This window comes from Micromonospora sp. NPDC049102, assembly GCF_043197485.1.
In the GTDB taxonomy this organism is placed as follows: Bacteria; Actinomycetota; Actinomycetes; order Mycobacteriales; family Micromonosporaceae; genus Micromonospora.
Genome location: NZ_JBICTE010000035.1, coordinates 68,264 through 82,855, shown reverse-complemented (window position 1 = coordinate 82,855; position 14,592 = coordinate 68,264). Strand labels below are relative to the sequence as shown.

At 70.4% G+C, this 14,592-nt stretch carries 10 protein-coding genes and 2 pseudogenes; 7 read left to right on the top strand and 5 right to left on the bottom strand.

The window, feature by feature from the left end; genetic code table 11:
* Positions 1-453 precede the first annotated feature (453 nt).
* Positions 454-633 carry a hypothetical protein gene (locus ACGFH9_RS26425; protein ID WP_355245807.1) on the bottom strand — a complete coding sequence of 60 codons (180 nt, stop codon included), beginning with the start codon at positions 631-633 and terminating at the stop codon, positions 454-456.
* Between the two features lie 19 nt (positions 634-652).
* Between ACGFH9_RS26425 and ACGFH9_RS26420 the strand changes: the two genes are divergently transcribed.
* From ACGFH9_RS26420 to ACGFH9_RS26395, 6 genes and pseudogenes are all read left to right on the top strand, one after another.
* Positions 653-1,441 carry a hypothetical protein gene (locus ACGFH9_RS26420; RefSeq protein WP_393224257.1) on the top strand — a complete coding sequence of 263 codons (789 nt, stop codon included), beginning with the start codon at positions 653-655 and terminating at the stop codon, positions 1,439-1,441.
* Between the two features lie 37 nt (positions 1,442-1,478).
* Entirely contained in the window at positions 1,479-1,868 is a 390-nt protein-coding gene (locus tag ACGFH9_RS26415) for a hypothetical protein (protein ID WP_393224255.1), read from the top strand.
* Positions 1,869-2,003: 135 nt separating this feature from the next.
* On the top strand, positions 2,004-2,672 hold the full coding sequence (locus tag ACGFH9_RS26410) for a hypothetical protein (RefSeq protein ID WP_393224253.1): 669 nt from the start codon (positions 2,004-2,006) through the stop codon (positions 2,670-2,672).
* Positions 2,673-2,754: 82 nt separating this feature from the next.
* The gene (locus ACGFH9_RS26405; RefSeq protein WP_393224251.1) at positions 2,755-3,441 is read left to right on the top strand and encodes a cellulose binding domain-containing protein; all 687 of its coding nucleotides are present in this window, start codon (positions 2,755-2,757) and stop codon (positions 3,439-3,441) included.
* Positions 3,323-3,967 (top strand): annotated as a pseudogene (locus ACGFH9_RS26400) (hypothetical protein); the annotation flags it as partial. The gene ACGFH9_RS26405 and the pseudogene ACGFH9_RS26400, both read left to right, overlap by 119 nt.
* Before the next feature lie 168 nt (positions 3,968-4,135).
* Positions 4,136-5,223: pseudogene (locus ACGFH9_RS26395) on the top strand (alpha-1,6-glucosidase domain-containing protein); the annotation flags it as partial.
* An 89-nt stretch (positions 5,224-5,312) separates the two neighbouring features.
* On the opposite strand, the gene ACGFH9_RS26390 reads toward ACGFH9_RS26395, so the two are convergent.
* From ACGFH9_RS26390 to ACGFH9_RS26380, 3 genes are all read right to left on the bottom strand, one after another.
* The gene (locus tag ACGFH9_RS26390) at positions 5,313-6,953 is read right to left on the bottom strand and encodes a hypothetical protein (RefSeq protein ID WP_393224250.1); all 1,641 of its coding nucleotides are present in this window, start codon (positions 6,951-6,953) and stop codon (positions 5,313-5,315) included.
* A 299-nt stretch (positions 6,954-7,252) separates the two neighbouring features.
* Positions 7,253-9,148 carry a hypothetical protein gene (locus tag ACGFH9_RS26385; RefSeq protein WP_393224247.1) on the bottom strand — a complete coding sequence of 632 codons (1,896 nt, stop codon included), beginning with the start codon at positions 9,146-9,148 and terminating at the stop codon, positions 7,253-7,255.
* A gap of 416 nt (positions 9,149-9,564) precedes the next feature.
* On the bottom strand, positions 9,565-11,046 hold the full coding sequence (locus ACGFH9_RS26380; RefSeq protein ID WP_393224244.1) for an aminopeptidase P family protein: 1,482 nt from the start codon (positions 11,044-11,046) through the stop codon (positions 9,565-9,567).
* A gap of 133 nt (positions 11,047-11,179) precedes the next feature.
* Here ACGFH9_RS26380 and asnB point away from each other — a divergent pair, with 133 nt between their 5' ends.
* On the top strand, positions 11,180-13,141 hold the full coding sequence (asnB, locus tag ACGFH9_RS26375) for an asparagine synthase (glutamine-hydrolyzing) (RefSeq protein WP_355245640.1): 1,962 nt from the start codon (positions 11,180-11,182) through the stop codon (positions 13,139-13,141).
* 88 nt (positions 13,142-13,229) lie between these two features.
* Here asnB and ACGFH9_RS26370 read toward each other — a convergent pair whose 3' ends face one another.
* Entirely contained in the window at positions 13,230-14,363 is a 1,134-nt protein-coding gene (locus tag ACGFH9_RS26370) for a lytic polysaccharide monooxygenase (protein ID WP_393224241.1), read from the bottom strand.
* Positions 14,364-14,592 lie beyond the last annotated feature (229 nt).

The window sequence follows — 14,592 nt, the reverse complement described above, 5'->3', positions numbered from 1 at the left end:
GGAAAACACCACGACACAAAAATCCGGGGGACGTGCCGAAGCGAAAGCTCATCGGAGACGACCCGGCGACCCAGCAGGGCCTGCACGGGGGATGTAACGACGCCGACCCGGAGGGTGTTTCCGGGCGGGCCCTGCGCCGCCAACCCGGGGGCCGCGGCGGCATGCCAGGTATAACGACCCCGCCCGGCCCGCGATTCCGCCGCCAGGGTGCCACCGGTCACGGGATGAAACTCCCCAAACCACCCAAAACGCACCTGGCCGGCCCATGATCGCACTAGATCCAGGAAACAGGCCCCTCGGCGTGCGGGCGAGGCCACTACATCCCGGACCGAGCACGATCATGCCCGACGTCACCTTTCGCGCCGACGTCCCCGACGTGGCGGGTGCGTCGGCTGGGCTCACCCGTGGCCGCTGTCTGTTGACTGGCCACATGGGAGGTCGAGCCGCGGGTGGTCAGGCGGAGTCCGCTGCCTCACTGGCCTGGGCGTGACGCTCCAGCAGCCGCTGCCGGATCTCCTCCGGCGTGTACGCGCGCCGGCGTCGCTCGGCTCGGGCGATGACCACACCGGACGCTGCCACCCCGGCGAGGCCGGCGAGGCCGAGGATCTTCCACCACCGCATTGGTTGCCGCATCGGCCTAGGCTAGTCCCTCATGAGCATCAGCCTGGATGAGGCCGTCGAGTTGACCCGCACCGGCGACGTGTGGGTGTTCCGGGGTCGTAGCGCGCCGGACCGGGCGATCCAGTTCACCACGAACAGTCCGGTCAACCACGTCGGAATGGCGGTGGTGCTGGACGACATGCCGCCGTTGATGTGGCACGCCGAGCTGGGCAAGTCGCTGCCGGACCTGTGGTCGGGCACGCACCAGCGTGGTGTGCAGCTGCACGACCTGCGGGACGCGGTGTGCGTGTGGGCCAACCGGTACGGTCAGCGGGCCTGGCTGCGGCAGCTCGACCCGCCGGCCGAGGGCGAGATGGAGCGCGCGGTGCTGCGTACCGTGGCGCGGTTGGACGGTACGCCGTTTCCGTCGACCGCCCAGTTGGCGTGGCGGTGGGTGCGCGGTCGGGTGCCGTCGTTGCCGGGTCCTGGCCGGGCGGCACTCCGAGCCGTATCGCGGGCCGCCCAGGCAGCCTGGGTCGACCCCGCGTCTTCCGTCGTGTCGGGCACCCCCACCTCCGGGGTCGACCCGGCGGCTGCGGGCACCGGGGCCGAGCGGGGAACGAGTGCCGCTCCGACCAGCGCGGCCGCGCGGGACCGGGCGTTGGAGACGGCGTACTGCGCCGAGGTCGTGGCCGTGACGTACGAGGCGATGGGCCTGCTGCCCGCCGGTAAGCGTCCGAACTGGTACGACCCGGGGCGGTTCTGGAGTGGTGACGACCTGGGGTTGGCCGGTGGTGCCCGGTTGGGTACGGAGATCGAGGTGCGGGTTCCGCCCCGCTGAGGTTTGGCCCACCCGGTGAGCGGCAATTGCCGTCGCCGTGAACGTCTCCACGGATCTCGACACGCTGACCGGTTTCTTCGACCGGTACGGTGCCGCGTTGACCTCGGGCGACCTGCCGTCCCTCGGTGGTTGTTACGCCCTGCCCGGGCTGGTGGTGGCGGACGCGTACAGCTTCTCGTTCACCTCGCTGGCGGCGGTCGCGCTGTCCTTCGTGGGCGCCGCGCCCGACTACCAGGATCGGGAGTTGATCGCCGCGCACGCCCGGATCGAGGACGTGCAGCCGGTCTCCGCGCTGCTGACCCTGGTGTCGGTGGAGTGGGAGTTCCTGGACAGTCAGGGGCGTTCGGTGCCGGGGGAGCGGTACCGCTATCTGCTGCGTACGTCGGCTGAGGGTCCGCTCATCTGCACGGTCGTCCGGACGGCCTGACCGCCCGCGTACCGTCGAGGCGGCCGAGCCGTTTTCCGCGCCAGGGGGGCCGGTCGGTCCGATCCGTACCCGCCCGGTTCCCGGTCGGGCCGGCGCTGGCTACGCTGTCGCGTCGGTGGGACGAGGGGAGACCTGATGGCGGTGGGGCCGGACGGCGCGGGAGGTCCGCGGACGGCGCGGGTCGTGGTGTCGCTGCCGTGGATCGTGGTGCTGGTGGGCGTCTGCGCGCTGGCGGTGCTGTTGGTGGTCGCGCTGCTGTCGTTCCGTACCCGGGAGCGGGACAGCTCGCCGCAGGCGGCGCCGCCGGTGTTCCTGCCGACGACGCCGGCCGCGGCGTCGTCGGCGCCGACGACGGGTGGGTTGGAGCGGCGGACGGCCTCGCCGCGCGCGTCGCGCAGCAGCCGGACGCCGTCGCCGCGTGCCACGCCCCGGTCGCCGTCGCCGGCCAAGTCGAGTGCCGGGACGCTGGTGACGGCGGACGACGGTGCGGTGTCGGCTCGTTACCAGGTCGGTACGGACGGTTGGAACGCGACCGATGCCACCTTGGCGGTGACCAACGAGTCGCAGCGGTCGGCGGACTGGCGGGTGGAGTTGGCGTTCGAAGGCGACATGCGCGGCCTGCGGGTGAGTGGTGCGGCGGGTATCTCGGTGTCGGCCCAGGGTGACGGCGGTTTCGTGCTCAGCGGCGGGGCGTCGCTGGGTCCAGGTGACACGGCGACGGTGCGCCTGCGGCTGGGTTGGGACGGCTCCGCGGCGCGTCCGGTGCGGTGCACTGTCAACGGGGTCGACTGCCGGTTCGGCTGACCGGGCACCGGGTGTGCCGCGCGCGCTTTCAGCGCGAGCCGTCGATCGCTAGGCTGCCCGGACGGCCCGCTGAGGGAGGTACATGTCCGGCTTGCGTCGTGCCCCGCGACCGTCGCACGGTCCGGCGGCCATCGCCTCGTCGCCGTGGATCGTGGTGTTTGCCGGCGTTGTCGTGATGGTGGTCCTGCTCTTCGTGGCCCTGGGCGCGTACCGGGGGCGTAGCCCGGCGCCGGACGACGGGCCGCCACCTGCGGGCCTGCCGTTGCCGCCGGTGCCGGCGTCGCCGTACGAGCTGTCGCCGACGCCGCTGCCGGAGAACTCGGCGCTGCTGCCCGGATTGTCGCCACGGGCCAGCGGCTCGCCTCCGAGCACGCCGGTGATGTCGCGCCCGCCGGCGGTGAGCCCGACGGGGACGGCGTCGGCGCGGCCGTCGACCCGGGCGCCGCAGCGGCCCCCGGCGGTGAGTGGCCGCTACCGGGTGGTGCAGAGCTTCGACGGGGGTTTCATCGGTGAGGTGCTGATCGTCAACTCCTCGGATGTGGACCGTGGCTGGACGGTGCGGTTCGACTTCACCGGAGGTCGACTGGTGACGATCTGGGTGGAGGGGGTGCCACAGGGGACGGTGCGGCAGGTCGACGGCGGCTTCAGCTATGTCAGTGGGGTGGACGTGCCGGGCGGCGGGTCGGTGGCGTTGCGGTTCCACCTGGAGCGGGCGTCCACGACGCCGCGGGGGTGCACGGTCGACGGGGTGCGCTGTAGCGGGTTCTGAGCGGTGCTTCCGCAAGGATGCTGCTCTGTTTCGACTGTGTTTGCTTCGACTGTGTTTGCAAGGTATTGCAGATCGTTGCGGCAAGGATTGGCGTGCGGCCAGCACGACCAGAGGAAGGCCGTCGATGAGGCCCCCGTCGATCCCACGTATCGCCCTGCTCGCGCTCGCCTGCCTGCTCACGTCCACCCTCGTCGGTGCGCCGGTCTCCGCGCGTGCCCTCGACGCCGACCCCCGTCCGTCCAGCGCCGACAGCCTGGCCGAGGCCGGTGCCGTGCAGTGGCGCGACGAGCCCACCGCCGAGGCGCTGCTGGCCGCGGGCACCGACACCGCGCGTGCCGAGCAGTTCTACTTCGTCCTGCCGGACCGGTTCGCCAACGGCGACCGGCGCAACGACACCGGCGCGCTCACCGGTGACCGGCTGCGCACCGGGCTCGATCCGACCGACAAGGGCTTCTACCACGGTGGCGACCTCAAGGGCGTCATCGACAAGCTGTCCTACATCCAGGGTCTGGGTACCACCGCCATCTGGCTCGCCCCGATCTTCAAGAACCGTCCGGTGCACCACCGGGGCGACACCAAGGATCTCCCCGACGACCAGCGGCTCGACGTCGCCAGCGCCGGCCGGGAGGTGTGGCTGCTCGCCGCCACCCCGGGGCGGCTGCTCCCGTCGACCGCGACCAGCGCAGGCGGGGACCGGGGCACCTTCCTGGCGTTCACCGACCCGGGAACCGCCGGCATGACGCACCTGCGCGCGCTCGGCGACGCGGGGGTGACCCACCTGCACCTGCTGCCGGCGTTCGACTTCGCCACGATCCCCGAGAAGCGGACCGACCAGCGCGAGCCGGCCTGCGACCTGGCGGCGCTCCCGCCGTACTCCGAGGCGCAGCAGGCGTGCGTCGCGGCGGTCGCCGACACCGACGGTTACAACTGGGGGTACGACCCGCTGCACTGCGGGACTACCGGTTCACCGACACCTCGGGCCGCACGGTCACCGGGGCACGGGTGGACTACAACGGCTCCCCGGCCGGCTACACCGCCGCGCCGGGGGAGGCCGTCACCTACGTCGACGCGCACGACGACGAGATCCTGTACGACGCGCTGGCGTACAAGCTGCCGCAGGCCACCAGCGCGGCGGACCGTTCCCGGATGCAGGTGCTGGCGCTGAGCACGGTGGTGCTGGGGCAGGGCACCGGGTTCGTCACCGCCGGGCCGGAACGGCTGCGGTCGAAGTCGTTGGACCGCAACTCGTTCAACTCCGGTGACTGGTTCAACCAGATCCGCTGGGGCTGCGAGCGGGGCAACGGGTTCGGTGTCGGCCTGCCGCCGGCGCAGGACAATCAGGACAAGTGGCCGTACGCCAGGCCGTTGCTCGCGGACCCGGCCCTGGTGCCCGACTGCGCGGCGATCGACACCGCCGACGCCCGGTACGCCGAGTTGCTGCGCATCCGCGCGTCCTCGCCGGTGTTCGGCCTCGGCACCGCCGAGCAGGTGCAGCGGCGGGTGGCGTTCCCGCTCTCCGGCGAGTCGGAGACCCCCGGCGTGCTGACCATGACCCTGGATGCCCGCGGCCTGGGTGGGGCGTGGACGTCGCAGACCGTGGTCTTCAACGGCACCCCGGGAACGACGACGCAGACCGTGACCGGTCTGCGAGGTGCGGACGTGGCGCTGCATCCGGTCCTGGTGCACTCGGCCGACCCGGCGCTGCGGACGGCGTCGTTCGACCGGGCGACCGGTGCCTTCACGGTGCCGGCGCGCGGCGTGGGGGTGTTCGTCCAGAGGTGAACGGGGACCGGCCCCCTCCCGCGTCGCGCGGAAGGGGGCCGGTCCTTGTTGGTGCGTGGTGCGTGGTGCGTGGTGCGTGGTGCTGGTGCTCAGGCGAAGCAGTTCTCGATGGTGCCGCCCGGGATGGCCAGGCAGTTCGTCGGGCGGTTGGCGGTGATGGCGGACTTGTCGTCCACGTTCACCTGACCGAAGAAGGTGAACACGCCGCCCGGCGCGAAGGTCGAGAAGTTGTTGGAGACCTTCGTCTTCGACAGGTTGACCTCGCCGAAGATGTTGAAGATGCCGCCGCCGACCCCGATCGGGCCGATGGCCCGGTTACCGACGACCTCGGTGTCCCGCAGCGTGAGGACGCTGCCGGCGTTGAAGACCCCGCCGCCGAAGAAGCCGGCGGTGTTCTCCTTGATCCAGCTGTCCTCGACGGTCACCGCGCTGTCGAAGGCGATGGCGAGACCGCCACCGACCCCGGCGGTGCTGTTCTTCGCCACCGTCACCTTGTGCAGGTTCAGCTGGCTGTCCGCCGCCGCCAGACCACCACCGGCGAGGACCGCCGTGTTCGAGGTGATCTCGGTGTCGTACGCGGTGGTGTTGCCCTCGATGTCGAGGTAGCCGCCGCCGAAGCCCAGCGTCTCGTTGTCGCTGATCACGGTCTTCTTGAGCTCGACCGTGCCGCCGTCGACGTCCTCGGTGAAGATCTCCGCGGCGCCGTTGGAGATGCCGCCGCCACCGATGATGGCGGTGTTGTCCTTGATCTTCGACTCCTCGACCTTGAGCAGGCCGGCGTTGAACACACCGCCACCGAAGAAGAAGGCGGTGTTGCTCGCGACGGTGCTGTGCCAGATCTTCGCGGTGCCGAAGTTGGCCACACCGCCGCCGTTGCCGCCGGACTGGTTGAGGACGACCTCGGACTCGATGATCTCGGCGGTGCCGCCCGGCTGGACCAGGATGCCCGCGCCGTCGGTGTCACCCGGCTCCTCGACGAGCGGCGTGACGACGCCCGGCGCCGCCTTCGTGGTGGCCTTCGGCGTCACCTTGGGCGCGGCCTTCAGGCCGGCCTTCGGGTTCGCCTGGCGTGCGGTGAGGGCCTGGTCCAGCGGAACGCCGGCCTTCACCTGCGCCGCGATCGCCTCGGAGTCCGAGTAGGACGCCCAGACGGCCGCCGGCTCGACGGCGTTCAACGTTTCGAGGGTCTGACCGCCCTTGATGGTCAGGCCCTTGATGGTCAGGTGCCCACCGCTGCCGACGTTGAGGATGCGGAAGTAGTCGGCCGTGGCCTCCCGGGCGATCGTGGTGTGCTCGCCCTTCAGGGTGATGCGCTCGGTGATGACCGGCAGACCGTTGCCCTGGTAGTCGTTGCGGCTCAGGTTGTAGGTGCAGCCCTTGGCCAGCTCCAGCACACCGCCGTGCTTGTTGTTGGCGAACACGATCGCCTGGATCAGCTTGTCGGTGTCGCAGGGCACCTCCTTCCCACGCTCGTGGTCCTTGTCCCGGTCCTTGTCCTTGTCCCGGTCCTTGTCCCGGTCGCGTCCCTCGTCACCGTGCTGGTCGCCGTCCTTGCTGACCTGCGCGGTGTTCCAGTTCAGGCCGACCGCCCCGGCGCTGCCCGCGACGCCCACCGCCGCGATGCTGATCACGCCCGTCAGACCGGCCACGCCGCTGGCGAGCCAGAGCTTGCGGCGGCGCTTGGCCGTCGCCCGCCCGGAGGCTTCGTTGTTCGTTAGGTAGTTGGACATCGGAGCTCTCTGCCCTCTCCTCGTACCAGACAGGGTCGCCGCCCTCAGACGGTCGTCCCCTGCTACAAATCGGTTGTAGCTCCCAAAAACACCGTATGAGAATGTTCCTCGCCTGGCGGCAGTATCCGAAACAACCCCACATTCGGTTCATGTCGGGCTGCGGGTGGCCTTCAAGCCCCGGCCGGGCACGCGGCCCCCAGCCGGGTCGTCACGCCCCTGACCAGCCGAAATGGGTACGCCCCTCCGTGCCGTGACCGGCTCGGAGGGGCGCGCCCTCTATGTGGTTCAGCCCCACCCGATCAGGCGAAGCAGTCCCGAACGTTGAAACAGTTGGTCGGTCGGTTGGCAGTGACCGCGGACTCGTCGTCCAGCAGGACCGTGCCGCCGATGCTGTTGAAGATGCCCCCCGGCTCGAGGGTGGCGAAGTTGTGCGCCACCGTCGTCCGGTAGAGCCTGACCTCGCTCCCCTCGGCGTTGAGGATGCCGCCGCCGCGGGCGAACGGGCCGACGGCCCGGTTGCCGACGACCTCGCTGTCGCGCAGCGTCGTGCGGCTCTCGTCGTTGAAGAGGCCTGCGCCGGAGGACCCCGCCGTGTTGTCCGCGATGGCGGTGTCCTCGATCGTCGCGGTGCTGTCCGCGACGATCGCCACACCGCCACCCTCGCGGCCGGCGCTGTTCCTGGCCACCGTGGCGCGCTTGAGGGTGAGCTGACCGTCGGCCACGCCAACGCCGCCGCCGTCCAGGACCGCCGTGTTGTCGGTGACCTTCGTGTCGTGCAGGGTCGTGGTGCCCCCGACGTCCAGGACGCCGCCACCGACACCGAGCGTCTCATTATCGGTGATCTCGCTCTTGTAGACCCAGACCGCACCGCCGTCGATGCTCTCGGTGACGATCGAGGCCGCGCCGTTGGCGATGCCACCGCCACCGACGATCCCCGTGTTGTCCGTGACCTTCGACTCGTCGACCTGGAGCACACCGGTGTTGAAGATGCCGCCGCCGTAGAAGAAGGCGGTGTTGTGCGCCACGGTGCTCTTGCTGAGCCGCGCCGAACCGAAGTTCGCCAAGCCGCCACCGTTGCCGCCGGACTGGTTGTAGAGCAACTCGCTGTCCAGGATCTCGGCCCGGCCCCCGGGCTGTACGAGCACCCCGGCACCGTCGTTGAACCCGGGCTCCTCCACCAGTGGCACGACCGCCGCGCCCGCCGCCGTCGACGTACCGGCCGTCGGGGCCTTGGTGATCGCCGCCGTCGTGGCTGCCGCTGCCGGCTTGGCCGCCTTGCTTGCTCCTGGCTTGGCCGCTGCTGCCGTGGCCGTTACCGGCTTGGCCTTCGCTGCCTTGGCTGTCGCCGGCTTGGCGTTGGCTGCCGTCGTCGCCGGCTTCGCTGCCGTTGGGGTGGCCGCCTTGGCTGCCTTCGGTGGGGCCGCCTTGGTTGCTGCCGCAGGCTTCGCGGCTGGTGCCGCGGTCGGTGCGGCGGCACTAACCGGGGCGACGGCGTCTGTCGCCGTGGTGGTCCGGACCGAGGCCGAGTACGGCCCCCAGACCGTGGCCGGCTCCACCGTCACCGGCTGTTGGATGGTCTGCCCACCCCTGATGCTCAGGCCCTTGAGGGTGAGGTTCCCGCCCGGGCCGACGTTCAGGATGCGGAAGTAGTCGGCGGTGGCCGCACGGCCGATCACCGTGTGCTCGCCCTTGAGGGTGATCGGCTCGGTGATCACCGGTAGGCCGTTGCCGTCCTGGTTGCGGGTAAGGCTGTAGGTGCAGCCCTTCGCCAGCTCCAGAACGCCGCCGTCGCCGCTGTTGGCGAAGGTGATCGCCTGGATCAGCTTGTCCGAGTCGCAGGGCACCTGCCGGGTGCGGTCCTTCTCCTCGCGCTTGTCGTCCTTGCCGGCTCGGTCGTCGAAGCCACGCCAGTCGTCGCCGCTCCACTCGTCGTCGCCGTTCTCCTTGCCGCCGTTCTCCTTGCCGCCGTCGGCGTTCCCGCCGGCGTCGCTGACGTTCTGCCGGTTCGTCGACGGCTGCGTGTCGGACACCCGGTCGGAGGTGGGCTTGTCGTCCCGTGCGGCCACGCCACCGAGGGCGGCCAACCCCACCACTCCGGTCAGGCCGGCGACGCCGGCGACCCACAGGGCCCGTCGTCGTCGTGTCGGCGGAGCCGTCGAGGCCCCGCCGTCGGTACTCGTTACGTCGTTGGACATCAGAGCCTTCCGCCCTTCCTGCTACCAGACGGGGTCGCACCGCCCGCAGCGCCACGACCAGCTACAAATGGGTTGTAGCCTCTGATGCCCACCGTATGAGAACTATCTTCGCGAGGAAGACGTATCCGAAAAAACCCCGCATATGTCTCAGGTTAGGGCACGCGTCCGCTAACGGACCGGGCCGGCAGGAAGGGATGTACGCAGCCCAAACGGCCACCCCAGGGCGCGCCTGGGTGGCCGGGCGAGGGGCGCTCGTCGTCGCATGAACCACACCGCTGCGCCGATGTCGCTGCATCCGGGCGGCTGGATACCGCAAGGTCGGCGATCTGGCGGTGGACAGACGTGCCAAGGGCGGCCGGAAATGGGGCCGGGCCGGACGCCAGAGCGTCCGGCCCGAGCCAGGGTGTCGCGTACGGTCAGGCGGGCAGGCGGGGGCCGGCCTCGCGCTGCTCGGCCAGCCAGGTCTCCACGTCGTCGGAGGTGCGTGGCAGGCCCGCCGACAGGTTCATCGCGCCGGTCGCCGTGACCAGCACGTCGTCCTCGATCCGGATGCCGATGCCGCGCAGCTCCGCCGGGACCAGCTCGTCCTCCAGCTGGAAGTAGAGCCCCGGCTCGACGGTGAGCACGTAGCCCTCGCCCAGGGCGCCGTCACGGTACGTCTCCTTACGGGCGTTCGAGCAGTCGTGCACGTCGATGCCGAGCATGTGACCGAAGCCGTGCAGCGTCCAGCGCCGGTAGACCGAGGACTTCTCGTCCATGGCCTCTTCCACGCTCACCGGCAGCAGGCCCAGGTCGGCCAGGCCCTCGGCGAGCACCCGCATGCAGGTCAGGTGGACGTCCCTGAACTTCACGCCCGGGCGGATGGCGTCGATGCCGGCCTGCTGCGAGGCGTACACGATGTCGTAGACCTGGCGTTGCAGCGCGGTGAACCGGCCGTTCACCGGCAGCACCCGGGTCACGTCGGCGGTGTAGAGGTTGCGCCCCTCGACCCCCATGTCCATCAGCAGCAGGTCACCCGGACGGGTGGCGCCGTGGTTGTGCACCCAGTGCAGGATCGTGGCGTGCTCGCCGGCGCCGACGATCGAGCCGTACCCCACGTCGTTGCCGTCGTGGCGGGCGCGCAGGGCGAAGATGCCCTCCAGCAGCCGCTCGGAGACGGCCCGGTCGGCCGGCAGGACGCGGGCCACGTCCTCGAAGCCGCGCACGGTGGCGTCGATCGCGTCCTGGAGCTGGGCGATCTCCCACTCGTCCTTGACCAGCTTCAGCTCCGAGAGGGCAATGGCCAGCTCCCGGTCGCGGGCGGGCTGGCCCTCGTCGCGGGGTCCGTCGTAGGACCGCACGGCCGCGTCCACCTGGGCGTCGAAACCGCGCAACACCCGGGTACGCGCCGGCGCCAGGTCGGCCAGCGCCGCCTCCAGGCCGGTCAGGTCGGCGGTGGGCAGGTCCAGCTCGGTGGACTTCTCGCCGAGGGTGTGTCGCCGGCCCACCCACAGCTCACCGTGTCGGCTGCGGAAGAACTCGTCGGTCTCCCGCGACGAGCGGGGCCACATGTACAGCGTCGCGTCGTGCCCCGAGCCGTTCGGGCGCAGCACGAGCACGCTGTCCGGGTCGTGGTCACCGGTCAGGTAGGCGAAGTCGCTGCCCGGCCGGAACGGGTAGGTGGTGTCGTTGGCGCGGACCTTCTCACCACCGGTCGGGATGACAAGCGTCTCGCCCGGGAAGGCGGCGGAGAGCGCGGCGCGCCGCTTCGCGTAGTTGGGGACCTCGGGACGGGGCCCGACGGGAAGTTCGGTGTCGCGCCAGCCCTGCCGCATGAACGACAGGAACGCCTCCGGGAAGTCCGGATCGTGCGATTCCGTGCCGTCTGTCGGCGTACCGTCGGTGCGTTCCTCGGTCATGGGGCCGCTCCCTTCCGCTCGTGGCTGGTCCCGACGGTACCGCGCGCCCGGTTTGCGGTGGTGGCGGCCGGGAGCGGCCCGGAACGACGGACGGCTGCGACGGGCCGACAGACCGCGTGGAAAGATGACGACCATGTGCGGACTCCTGGCCTTCTTCAGCGCGAACGGCAATGCCGCCGCGCACCGCGACCACATCGCCGGAGCATTGGAATGCCTGCACCACCGCGGCCCCGACGAGACAGGGGTCGAGGTGGTCGGCGACGCGTCCGGCCGGTACGCGGACGGAGTGTTCGCCCACAAGCGGCTCGCCATCATCGACGTCGCGTCGAGCCACGAGCCGCTGCCCTACGCGAACGGCCGTTACCTGCTGACCTTCAATGGTGAGATCTACAACTACATCGAGCTGCGCGACGAGCTGATCCGGGACTTCGGGGCGCAGTTCGCGACCGCCGGTGACGGCGAGGTGATCGTCGCCGGTTACCACTACTGGGGCGAGCAGGTGCTCACCCGGCTGCGCGGCATGTTCGCCTTCGTCATCTGGGACCGGCAGGAACGGCGGGCGTTCGGCGGCCGCGACTACTTCGGCATCAAGCCGCTGCACTATCTGGAGACCGCCGACGGCCTCTACCTGGCGTCGGAAAAGAAGGCGCTGCTGCCGTTCGCGCACAGCAACTACCAGGGCGACGCGGGCGTCGACGCGGCCAACCTGAGCCACTACCTGACCCTGCAGTACGTGCCGGAGCCCGGCACGCTGCACAAGGGCATCAGCCGTATCGGCTCGGGGGAGTACCTGACCTGGACCCCGGGCGGGCGGATCGACGTGCGGCGGTGGTACCGGCCGGTGTTCCGGCCCGCGCCGGTCGACGACGAGCAGAAGCTCTACCACGAGATCCGGGAGACGCTGCGCGAGAGCGTGCGCATGCACATGCGCTCCGACGTGCCGGTCGGCTCGTTCCTGTCCAGCGGCATCGACTCGACAGCGGTGGTCGCGCTGGCCCGCGAGTTCAACCCGAACATCCTGACGTTCACCGTCGGCTACGACGTCCCGGGCTACTCCGAGATCGATGTCGCCCAGGACTCGGCGCGGCACCTGGACGTCACCACCATCCCCACCAAGATCGGTCCGCAGGACATGATCGACGCGCTGCCGAAGATCGTCTGGCATCTGGACGACCCGGTGGCGGACCCGGCGCTGGTGCCGCTGTACTTCGTGGCGAAGAAGGCCGCCGAGCACGTCACGGTGGTGCTCTCCGGCGAGGGCGCGGACGAGTTCTTCGGCGGTTACACGATCTACCGGGAGCCGCTGTCGCTGGGCAGCGTCAACGGTCTGCCCGGTGGTGTGCAGAAGGGGCTGCGCGCGGTCTCCAAGGCGATTCCGCAGGGCGTCAAGGGCAAGAGCTTCCTGGAGCGCGGCACCACCCCGATCGAGGAGCGGTACTACGGCAACGCCCGGATGTTCACCGAGGAGGAGAAGCAGCACCTGATGCGCCGCTACGACCCCTCGGTGCGCTACACGGACGTCACCGCCCCGATCTACGCCGAGTGCACCGAGCTGGACGACGTCACCAAGATGCAGTACGTCGACCTCTACACCTGGCTGCGCGGCGACATCCTGGTCAAGGCCGACCGGATCTCGATGTCGCACTCGCTGGAGGTGCGGGTGCCGTTCCTCGACCGCGAGGTGTTCGACGTCGCGGCGAAGATCCCGGTCGACCTGAAGCTGCCGCCGCGCTCCGACGCCACCAAGTACGCGATGCGCCAGGCGTTGCAGGGCGTCGTCCCGCCGGCGATCGTCAACCGTAAGAAGCTGGGCTTCCCGACCCCCACCCGGGTCTGGCTGCGCGGCGAGATGTACGAGTGGGCCCGGCACGTGCTGAGCACCTCCGGCGCGGGTGACCTGCTCGACCTGTCGTACGCGCTGCGGCTGCTCGACGAGCACAAGCGGGAGGAGGCCGACCACTCCCGCAAGGTGTGGACGGTGCTGATCTTCTGCATCTGGCACGCCATCTTCGTGGCCAAGACGCTCGACCCGGGCATCCAGCGCAACCAGTCGGCCCTGCTGACGAAGCCGGTGGTCGGCTCCATGGTCCGCTGACCCACGGACCCCACCCTGTCGATCAAGAGGTTTGCGTCACCGGAAGCGCTCCGGATGACGCAAACCTCTTGATCATTTCAGCGGGACCTCAGCGACGGGCGCAGGTGACCGTCGGGAGGCTGTTCGTTCCTGTGCTGCTGGCCAGGAAGCCGAACGACGTCGTGCCTTCCGGCGCGACCGTGCCGTTGTACTGGACGTTCGTGGCCGTCACCGAGGCGCCGGACGTCGTCTGTGTGGCGCTCCAGATCTGGTTGATCACTTGTCCGCTGGGCCAGGTCCAGCTCGCGGTCCAGCCGGAGAACGGCGTGCTGCCGTGGTTCATGATCGTGACTTCGCCCTGGAATCCGCCCTGCCAGGTGCTGGTCACCTTGTAGACGGCCATGCAGCCACCGCTGGACGGCGGAGGCGTGGTCGGCGGCGGGGTGGTCGGCGGAGGCGTGGTGGGCGGCGGCGTGGTGGGCGGAGGCGTGGTGGGCGGAGGCGTGGTGGGCGGCGGGGTGGTCGGGTTGTTGCCACCCGGACCCACACCGGTCACCTGGCCGCTGCCGCCGTCGAAGGTCACGTCCGAGCAGCCGAAGAAGTTCTCCTGCGAGTCCGAACGCACCCAGCGGGAGTAGATGATGTGCCGGCCGCTCTTGCCCGACGGCAGGTTGCCGCTGAAGTAGTAGTGACCGTCGTTGGTGCCGACCGCGCCGCGCTGCGGCGGGTTGGTCACCGTCAGGAACGGCTCCTCCAGGTCACTCCAGGCCAGCGCGCGGGTGGGGCTCCAGCTGTCCTTCGTCACGTAGAAGTAGAAGGTGCCCGGGTGGTGCGCCCAGTTGCTGTACTTGAAGTCCAGCCGCGCGCCGGAGGTCAGGTGGGTCAGCGGCCAGTCGGTGCGGGCCAGGTCGTAGCCCCGGTAGCCGGTGTTGCCACCGCTGCACAGCTGCCCGTCCGGAATGAAGCCGGTGGTACGGCCACCGGCGTCGGAGCGCAGCACGCTGAACCAGTTGTAGAGCGAGTTCGTGCCGCTCTGCGCCACGGCGGCGGCACACGCCGGGTTGTTCGGCCTGATCTCGCCGGTCTGGCTCATGCCGTCCTGCCAGCAGAGGTAGGTGCGGGCGCCGGGCGTCATCGCCGCGCCGTGCGCGGCCGCCGGTTGTGGACTGGACGCCAGGGCGACGGCGCCCAGCGCAAGGGTCAGGGCCGCGGTGAGCACTGCGGCCGTACGGAAACGGTTCACGGGTTCTCCTGACTCGGGAGGCGTGCCGCCTGGGCCGCCCCGCCGCAAGCGGATACGACGATCACCCTGGCGCGCCCCGGCAGAAGATCGGCCGGGGGACACGCGCCATCGACGGTCCTGTCCTGGACCGGTGCCCTCGCGTCTAACCAACCCGGCAACCGGTGGCGCGGCAGCCCTCGCACCGCCCGGTACGCGTCATCCCACCACGTCGCCCGTCGCCGGCGCAATA

Excerpts from the sequence above, each read along its gene's own strand:
- ACGFH9_RS26390 (WP_393224250.1), bottom strand. The coding sequence starts at position 6,953 with ATGTCCAACTACCTAACGAACAACGAAGCCTCCGGGCGGGCGACGGCC.
- ACGFH9_RS26380 (WP_393224244.1), bottom strand. The coding sequence starts at position 11,046 with ATGACCGAGGAACGCACCGACGGTACGCCGACAGACGGCACGGAATCG.
- ACGFH9_RS26385 (WP_393224247.1), bottom strand. The coding sequence starts at position 9,148 with ATGTCCAACGACGTAACGAGTACCGACGGCGGGGCCTCGACGGCTCCG.
- ACGFH9_RS26410 (WP_393224253.1), top strand. The coding sequence starts at position 2,004 with ATGGCGGTGGGGCCGGACGGCGCGGGAGGTCCGCGGACGGCGCGGGTC.
- asnB (WP_355245640.1), top strand. The coding sequence starts at position 11,180 with ATGTGCGGACTCCTGGCCTTCTTCAGCGCGAACGGCAATGCCGCCGCG.
- ACGFH9_RS26425 (WP_355245807.1), bottom strand. The coding sequence starts at position 633 with ATGCGGCAACCAATGCGGTGGTGGAAGATCCTCGGCCTCGCCGGCCTC.
- ACGFH9_RS26405 (WP_393224251.1), top strand. The coding sequence starts at position 2,755 with ATGTCCGGCTTGCGTCGTGCCCCGCGACCGTCGCACGGTCCGGCGGCC.
- ACGFH9_RS26420 (WP_393224257.1), top strand. The coding sequence starts at position 653 with ATGAGCATCAGCCTGGATGAGGCCGTCGAGTTGACCCGCACCGGCGAC.